This window comes from Bradyrhizobium frederickii (assembly GCF_004570865.1).
GTDB classification, from domain to species: Bacteria; Pseudomonadota; Alphaproteobacteria; order Rhizobiales; family Xanthobacteraceae; genus Bradyrhizobium; species Bradyrhizobium frederickii.
This window is the reverse complement of record NZ_SPQS01000125.1, coordinates 1-1,055: the sequence shown is the minus strand read 5'-3', so window position 1 is coordinate 1,055 and position 1,055 is coordinate 1. Positions and strand designations below refer to the sequence as shown.

The following is a 1,055-nucleotide window of genomic DNA, read 5'->3' as shown; positions in this document are numbered from 1 at the left end:
AAGGCCCAGACTCGCGCTCAAATGTTGCATCAATGGGATCAGCGTACGTGCACTGATGCGCGGCAGATCGGCGGCGTTCGGGTGGGGCGTGATCGGCGTCTCGGCAAGATCCGTCGACGCGATCCGAACCGCCCGCGGCCGGCCGTCCGGCAGCGCAACAACGACGTAGGCAGGACCGCGCCCCGACCGCTCCTTGAGCACCTCAAGCCGGTGCCCAAACAGAAAATGATGCGGGTCGGTGATCGTGACGTGAGACACGACCCGCTCAAGAATAGGGGTACTCTGACGTGTTCGGCGACCCCACCTACGCCGACGCCGTTCTCGACCGCCTGGTCCATAACGCCCACCGGATCGATCTCGACGGCGAGAGCCTGCGGCGAACCCGTAAGCCCGGCCGAAAGGCCTGAGCCCGTGGCCCTGTGGACATGCCGCTGCGCTTGGACAACGCAAAGGGCGTTGCCCACATGCCCATCTGTGGACGCCCCGGTGGATGCAAGAAGAATCTTTCGATCAGGTGTTGCGCGTAGTCGGGTGCTGACATCTGTCCGGCCTTTATTGCGACCGTCATATGTCGCGGGCCCGTATGGGAGTTCGCGGATCAGGTCCAAATCACAGCGGCGTACTTGGAAGCACCTGGGCATGTACTGGTTTTCCTGACCCCGTCTCATCGACTGTTGCGCCGTACCTTCCGTTTGACCTTCCTACCTCCTCGACGACCTCTGGTCGGGCGGATTAAGCGATTAAGCCGCTGCGACCCGAGCTTTGTAGACCCCACCGTTGACCATCAAAGCCCAAACGGTACGGGCCATCTTGTTGGCAAGAGCCACCGCGACAAGCATGGGCGGCTTACGAGCGAGCATGCGCTCCAGCCATCTCCCTTGCGATGCACCGCGTCGGCGAGCCAGCTTCACCACCGCACTCGCCCCGATGATGAGGAGACGCCGTAGTGTTCGCTCACCCATTTTCGATATTTGGCCGAGCTTCTGTTTTCCACCAGTGGAACGTTGCAGCGGCGTCAACCCCAACCACGCGGCGAAATCCCGGCCACGTTTGAA

The 1,055-nt window shown here is 62.0% G+C and carries 2 protein-coding genes and 1 pseudogene; 1 reads left to right on the top strand and 2 read right to left on the bottom strand.

What is annotated here, in order from left to right; genetic code table 11:
* On the bottom strand, positions 1 to 258 hold a 258-nt coding region (locus tag E4K64_RS39965), incomplete at its 3' end, for a hypothetical protein (protein WP_135167509.1).
* 32 nt (positions 259 to 290) lie between these two features.
* On the opposite strand from E4K64_RS39965, the pseudogene E4K64_RS39960 reads away from it, so the two are divergent.
* Positions 291 to 407, top strand: a pseudogene (locus tag E4K64_RS39960) (ATP-binding protein); the annotation flags it as partial.
* Between the two features lie 333 nt (positions 408 to 740).
* Here E4K64_RS39960 and E4K64_RS39955 read toward each other — a convergent pair.
* Positions 741 to 1,055, bottom strand: a 315-nt coding sequence (locus E4K64_RS39955; RefSeq protein WP_135167640.1) for a transposase, incomplete at its 5' end; no start/stop codon positions are given.